The sequence below is a fragment of the Bacteroides sp. 51 genome (assembly GCF_010500965.1).
GTDB lineage: Bacteria > Bacteroidota > Bacteroidia > Bacteroidales > Bacteroidaceae > Bacteroides.
The window spans coordinates 1,046-8,334 of sequence record NZ_QVMI01000011.1 but is presented as its reverse complement, the minus strand read 5'-3'; the positions used below and the strand labels follow the sequence as shown (position 1 = coordinate 8,334).

Here is a 7,289-nt window from a genome sequence, read left to right as displayed (position 1 = left end):
AACTCTTAGCTAAACTTCCATACCGGTATTCTAGTGCCGGCCAGGACAGTTTAGCTAAGCCCATCATTTTAGATACAGCTTGGGTAGGCACAATTATTCTCGGACACAACGCACCGGGAAGGCGCACAGACTGCCGTAGCGGCTGCTGTCGTCGCTGCCCGCCCCCATCGAACTCACGCTCAGGCTGAAACCTGTCCTCGCACTGACTGACGAACCCGACCAGTAGCACCCGAAGTGGCCTAGGTAGACCGCTATACCACCGGAGCCGCGGTAACCGCCGGCAGGGAAATAAGCCCCCACGGTTGGGCTTGCAACACCGGAACTTGTTGTTGCACCTGCTCCCAACCAGCGCCCCGATGATGGCTGGTAATAACCGTAATGGTTGGTGCCGCCGGCGGGACTAACAATGATATTCGAAAATCCACCACGGTTTGAAACGCCGTTTGTAAGCTCGGCCAACAACTGATCGTATTCGTCCTGAGTCGGCAGACGCCACTTACCGCTCACCCAGCCTTGCGAGGATATATACCGGCAAATGTCTCCCCGGCCGTAGGTGTCCCAACCCTGTCCACCGTTATAGGTCTTGAAATCATCATCGGTAACTACAGCATTGTTGAACGGAGCAACGGTTGAGTTGATATAAGGAATACTTGTCCAGGCGTAAGCATAATTGTTTGTCGGGTCATATACGATATGCCCTGCACCGGTGGATGCACGCCCGGCTGTATATTCAGCTGTTGTACCCGAAAGTGCCGCCGGACTGATAGCCACCAACGAACCCCACTGGAACAAAACCCCTTGCGAGTTAGCAGGTATAGAAACATTCTCAGCCGCTGTAGTGGCAAAGGTTAATTTTGAACCGTTCCAGACGATGTTACTACGTGCAAATTGCGGTGCAATAGAATTATACTGTGTAAATGTGACAATGTTCGTCCAGTTGGCATTGTCTTTCGACCACTGGATCGTAATAGTACGGGTAGTCGTAGTAGCGGGAATTGTTAGTGCCCGTGTACCTGGGGCAGTTGTACCTGCGGCTACCGTTGCACTTGCTGCCAACACGGTACTACCCGTCATGGCTCTTACATATAATACAGGTCTGTAGCCGGTTATGGTAACCGTAGATGTTCCACCCGCTTTTCCCATAACTTCGGTAGCTGTTGCAGTTATACTATATCCCGCTTGCGCGATCGTATTAATATCCACCCATGCCTGTGTTCCGGGATGGTAATACTGAAATGCAAGTGTACGGCTATTCCACGAAGGATTGGCAGGAACGCCAAGGATAGCCGTACCGGTGGATGCATTTTGAGCGGTGGTGATATATGCCGGAGTAACCAATTCTACATTGTTTGTATTGTCGTACACCCGCACTTGCACCTCATTAGCCGGATAAGTTCCCGTTACACTAAATGTGACGTTTGTAGCGGCATAAGCCAAAAGGCTGGTCCGATTGATCGTAGCATTGGTAATCTCATACCCCGGCTGTGTATAGGTTACTTCTTGGAACGCCACACCTTTATACTCTATCCAAACCTTGGTGTCGGCAGAAGTCCACAGTGTATTTGCCGGAATGTTTACCGAAAGGGTATAATCGGCTGCAATATCTGATGCGGGTAAAGCCATCGAAGTTTCCACACCACTAATATCGGTGCGTAATGTCCAGCCCATATTGGTATTTACTTTGGCATCTATCTGACCACCAGTTATCGGCACATCCTGTCCCGTGCCGTTTACATTGGTATAGGAAATGAAGTTAAATATCGGTGTCCGTTTAGGAGTTATGCTCTGTGTAACGGTTAGTTTAGCTTCCAACCGTCCGGCTTTGATATAGATATATCCGGTACGGGATGCGCCTGTGGTATTTTCTGTCACAAGAATGTTTACCGGTGTTTCTGTTTCGCCGGTGCCGTAGTAGGTATCAATCGTTTTATCGGTCGATAGCCAGCCGGTGTTTGTCGATCCGTCAGCTTCGGTAATCTTTATCACCTGGAAACCTGCGGGTACATCGGTCTTTACACGTACTACGTCGGTATCGGCATCTTTCTGGAATGTATAAACCATTTCCGGCTTTATGGATAGGTAGTACTGCCCGTCGAAAATCACGTCGCCGGCTCCCCCCTGGTTCCATTCCAAAATCTCGGCCACCATATTGATTGGCGCACTATTAAATGCTTTCAACGAAGTATCATACCCCGCACCGGAAACCTTGATGATATTCATTTTATAATAGTGATTGCGGTATAGGTCGCGATAAACCTTGTTATCGAGGAAATCGAGGCGGTAATAACTCAAATTCGGACTATTATCGTAATAGCCACCCACCACAATACAAGTAGCTTTGGAGGCCTGGCCCGCGGCGGCGGCGGCTTCGAACGTATATATCTCGTTGATAAAAGCCACATCGGCAGTAGATGCATCGTTGTACTCCAACGGGCCGAGTATGGTTAGAGGGTCATTTGTCGGATCACTATCTGCCGGAACAGATGCTGCCGTTACTTTATTGACACTACTGTTCCAGTTGGCAGCCAGCGGAGCAATGTAGCCCCTTGTCTTACGGTTGTAAAGATGTACCGTTGCCAGCTTGAATTTTGCTTTGGCATCGTTGGTTGTTACCTCCACATCGAGGCGGGTAAGCATACGGATGAGCTTGATGTTGCTGATACCTGATGACTCTACGGCATCGGTTACCTGCATGGGTGCAGTCTCACCCCACATGGGTATGGGTTTGGAAGTTCCCAACCGGCTGTCTTCGGCACTCCACTTGCCGGTGTTGGTGATCAACAGGTCGGTTCGTTTCAGTATATCTTCCTTATCGCCATTGGTACTCAGATGTGCCAATGCATCGCCCACCGCATCATCGAGGTTGGTAAGCAGTACAAAACGGTAGAGATCGGTGCCACCCTTCAATAGCTTTACGGTAAACTCTTTTTTGTCCGACGTACCCACATCGGTTATGGTAGTGGTGCTGGCGTGGTAGGCAAATTTCTCGGTATAGTTCGGCGAAGAGCCCGTTACCTTAAAGGCAAGGACATCTACCCGTTGCACGTTGTTCTCTGCGTCGGTGCTCATGGCACGGGTCACGGGGTATACCTGCCGGGGTGTTTCAAGACGAAACCGTACCGCCACCTGTTGCGCGTCTGTACCACCGCCCGGATTGATCTCTTCTTCGTCGGCTATGCATGAGTTAAATGTTGCCGTAAGGAGGCAAAGTAGTAGCCAATAAGCAATTCTTTTCATCGTATATATCTTTTTTTATTATTCGTATTAATAGAGGATGCTCTCACTGGGGTGGAACGACCATCCGTTGATGGTGATGGTCACTTCCATATCGGTGCCAAACGTCAGAAGGATATTGAACACATGGGTGGTGTCGAAGTCTATTTCCGCCCCTTGCTTGTTTGCTTCGCGTATCATGGCCATCAGGTTGCCGGCAAAGAGCGAACGGTTTTCTGTTTCGTTCAGTAGCTTTAAGATGGGGTTGCGTCCATCGGCAAGACGGAGTACAACCGTAGATGTGGCAAGTGAATTTCCCTTGAAATTAGTTTGCTGAATATAGTGTAGCTCCTGGCAGGGAGCGAATGAATTATCGAAGTGATAGCGTCCGTTATTATCGGTAATAACAGAGGCGTAGGTGTTCGCGTCGGGGGTTAATCCCTCAACGGTCAGGTTGATACGGTAGGTATCTTGTTTTACTGGTATGGTGAATTTGTTTTCTTCATTGGGTATGACCACCGCCTGATGGAGGTTGCCGAAAAAGAGGTGGGGAAGCGCAGTGCGCACCTGATTGTCCGAAGAACAGGCAAGATACAGTTGAGCCTCTGCCAACAGGGTTTCGCCCGGAACGAATGTGTCCGTAAGCGGGTTGATTTGGTAGCTGTCGCCCTCGTTGAACCAGGCGACGAATTGGTAAGAACCGGGCTCTAATGCCAGTTCCATGTAGTAATTGTTGTCTAATGTAACTCCATAGTCCCATTTGTCCAATACAAAGCGTTCTTGCTCATCGAAAACGTAAAGGTGTACGTCTTTTATATCATCCCCGGTTATATTACGCGTTACGTAATCGAAATTGTAGGCAAAGTAAACACGTAATGAAGATGTTCGGGGCGGACAGCCGTCTAAGTCTTCACGGATACAGGATGCCAATAGGCAGATTCCTGTAAGCAACACAGCCATGCGGATGTATGTAGTAATGGATGGATTCATTCTTTCAGGTTTAAGATGGATACTGCCCCGCTCGGAAGAGTGAGCAGTATCCATCGTAGTAGTTATACTTTTCTTTATTAAGATTAAATCAATTCGTGAGAAGTTGAATAATAATCCCAAGGTTCAATAGTCAATACCATTTCAATTTCGGTTGGAACGGCAATGGGTTGATCGGGATCTTTCACAGTTGGAGCAGCACTACCCGGAGCGATGATCTTGGTGATTGCACACTGGTAGAAGTCATTACGCTCTACATTGTAACCGTGGTTTTCGCCCAAGAAAATAGCATAGTAACATTTACCACCAACATATTCAGCACTTACAGCGCTTCCTGTTTGTGTACCGGCATAAGTGTTAGCATCAGCACTATTATTGAAATAGTATTTTGAACCGTTAGTGAGCGATACCACCCAGAAAGAAACAGCAGTACCAGCCGTATTTGCAGTTGGAGCACCTGCGGCATCACAGAAATAGTCGGGGATGAAATCACACTGAATAGAAACATACGTGTGTTCTTTCTGAAGAAGACTCTGTGCGGTGTTTTCAGCAGCGTATTTTACAGCCAGTGATGTGATTGCAGTTCCATTTGCATTCATGGCAACGTAATCACCGGCAGCCGTGAAGCTTTCAAAGTCGCCGGCAGCATAGGTATTCCAGTTCGGGTCTTTCACAACGCTGCTTTCTACTAACTGATAGGGGAACATTTTGGTGTTCGATTGTCCGATAGAGAATTCCACGTTTGCAATGGTTCCGGCATTGTCAGTAGTAGCCAGATTCAAAGTAGCTCCGGCAGTTACAGCCACTTTCGCAACCATACGCTTCATGGTGAAGTTTACGGTATTTGCAGTTGCATATCCGGCATCTGTCTTTTCAACCAAAGTGGGGTTTTCTTCTGCGGTACAGAACATAGCAATACCGTTGGTAGCATGTACAAGGTCAGTTGCTGTAGTAGTCCATGCTGCTTTCAGGTCGCCAATAGTTGAAATGGTTGGGAAAGAAGACGGAAGGTTCATTCCTACATAAATTTTCTTTGCTCCCGTACTTGTAGGAATAGTAGCCGAAGCATTTTTTGTGTACTTGTCTGATGATGTGTTGTCGTAAGTAAAATCAGAGCTTCCCAGAGCCACCGCAGACAATAAACCACTGGTTGCGGGGTCGAAGATAAATACATTGATCGTTGATAACTTCACTTCATCGTCCGTTGCGTTTACGTCATGTGCCGCACGGGTCTCCAATGATTTAGGGAACTGGATGTTGAGCTTCATAAAGGTTTCCGCACCTTGATCGACTGTTACATCGTCATCGTTTGAACAGCTTGTTAAGCCCATCGTGAGGGCAGCGAAAGCCATAATCGCGTGTTTAAAACTTACTTTCATGTTCTGAAAATTTTAATTAAAAAATGATTAAAAAATAATTATTACTCTCTTTATTTATTCGTTAGAATTGTTTGGATTGATTGTGCTTGTCGAGTTCGGAAGCGTTTCCGGCGGCTACCGTTCCGGCTTTTGCGAAACATTCCGCTGCTTTTTCCGTATCGCCTTGCACAAAGGCAAGAATGCCGAGGTTGTTCCAGTATTCCGGTGATTGCTCCTTTATCTTTGCGAGGTATTGCTCTGCCGAAACAGTGTCTTTACGGGCAAGGGCACTGGCAGCGGCATTCAGATTTGCCGTATCGTCGGTGGGGAACAGCCGCGCTGCCGTTTCAAACACTTCGTCGAAGGCATGGCTTCCCGGCTCGTAGGTATTCGCAATCAGGAACATTTCATTTAAGGAAAGGTTACCCGGATTGGTTTTTAATACCTCTTTGCCTTTTTCTACGGTGAACGGAAGCACGGTATAGTGTAGTTCGTATTCGCTGCGGCGAAGCTGCGGGAACATGGTTGATAGCATTTCCCTGTAAGGCTTACCGCCTGTCAGGTTCATGAGCTTTTTCTCGCGTCCGTCGAAGACACCCGTACTCCGTATGATATTGAGGATAGCAGCTTTCTCCGGCATATCCGATTGGGTGACTAAGCTGTCGAGCATTGCCCAATCTTCGCCTCGTCCGCTAACGGTGAACATACTGTCGGAGAAGCCATATTGGTTTATGATAAGTTGTTTCAGTGCATACGCACGTTTCTCCGATAGCCTCAGATTGGTTTGGTAAAGCCCTTCGGGCGAAGCATAGCCTGTGATGGTAATGCCTGTGATGGTGGCGTCGGGGTTGTTCTTTACATTTTCTATCAGGTTATTTATTTTTTGGAGTTCAGCGGCATTGTTCTTGAATCCAAACACAATTTCCGAACGTCCTGCGGCAAAATCGAGGTATGCTTGTCCGGCTTCGCTGCGTGTTTTAACCGTTTCCGCTTCCGGTGTAAGGTAGCTAACTGTAAACTGCGGGTTATAAATAACGACTTCTTTAACGGGCTCCGGCTCTTGTACAACTACTGGAACATAAACGGGTTCGGTGCGAACGGGTTTCTTTTTCCCGCCGATGTTGTAAATCAATGTAATGCCTGCTTTGGTAGGTCCGAAATAGTTCTTTGTGTCAGCACCTATCCGTTCGCCACAATCGCCACATTCATATTTTTTATAATCCAAATAGGCATAACCTACACCAATGGTGGCTTCCAATGCCCAGTTGCGCGAAAAGTTCCAACGATAGCCGTAGGATAATCCTGCTCCGGCAAGCCACCCCTCGTAACGGCTGTCGGCCATATTCCGCGAAAAAGGACCGTTGGGCAAGCGGCTTACATTATAAAAAGCATAATGTGCATGCACACCAAAGAAATGCCCCTTAAAGGCTTCGGTGGTCCACCACCGAAACTCAGGTTGCACCAATACATGTTTCCACTTCCGGTTTCCCGAGAATGTCCACGGGTTCCAGTTCACCGGCAGTTCAAACGAGGTACGCTCCCCGGTACGGAACTCCAACCCCAGATTAAAAGTACCCGTAGCATCATACAACAGATTCGTCTTCAGACCAACATTCCCCGGTATCTCCCGGTATTCAGTCTCCTGAGCGTTTATATTTGTTACTAATAGCAACAAAGCCAAAAATATAAAATTACTTCTCATGTATTTTAATTTTAAGTTTTGAATTATGA

General features: G+C 47.5%; 4 protein-coding genes. All 4 read right to left on the bottom strand.

Annotation, left to right across the window (positions count from 1 at the left end):
• Positions 1 to 93: 93 nt before the first annotated feature.
• Positions 94 to 3,237, bottom strand: a complete 3,144-nt coding sequence (locus D0T87_RS10170) for a BACON domain-containing protein (protein ID WP_163175019.1) — start codon at positions 3,235 to 3,237, stop codon at positions 94 to 96.
• A 27-nt stretch (positions 3,238 to 3,264) separates the two neighbouring features.
• Positions 3,265 to 4,203 carry a FimB/Mfa2 family fimbrial subunit gene (locus D0T87_RS10165; protein ID WP_163175018.1) on the bottom strand — a complete coding sequence of 313 codons (939 nt, stop codon included), beginning with the start codon at positions 4,201 to 4,203 and terminating at the stop codon, positions 3,265 to 3,267.
• Positions 4,204 to 4,286: 83 nt separating this feature from the next.
• Positions 4,287 to 5,579: an Mfa1 family fimbria major subunit gene (locus tag D0T87_RS10160; protein ID WP_163175017.1), complete on the bottom strand. Its 1,293-nt coding sequence runs from the start codon at positions 5,577 to 5,579 to the stop codon at positions 4,287 to 4,289.
• Between the two features lie 61 nt (positions 5,580 to 5,640).
• Entirely contained in the window at positions 5,641 to 7,260 is a 1,620-nt protein-coding gene (locus D0T87_RS10155) for a DUF3575 domain-containing protein (protein WP_163175016.1), read from the bottom strand.
• Between the last annotated feature and the right edge of the window lie 29 nt (positions 7,261 to 7,289).

Coding starts and splice junctions, on each gene's coding strand:
- D0T87_RS10170 (WP_163175019.1), bottom strand. CDS start 3,237: ATGAAAAGAATTGCTTATTGGCTACTACTTTGCCTCCTTACGGCAACA.
- D0T87_RS10155 (WP_163175016.1), bottom strand. CDS start 7,260: ATGAGAAGTAATTTTATATTTTTGGCTTTGTTGCTATTAGTAACAAAT.
- D0T87_RS10165 (WP_163175018.1), bottom strand. CDS start 4,203: ATGAATCCATCCATTACTACATACATCCGCATGGCTGTGTTGCTTACA.
- D0T87_RS10160 (WP_163175017.1), bottom strand. CDS start 5,579: ATGAAAGTAAGTTTTAAACACGCGATTATGGCTTTCGCTGCCCTCACG.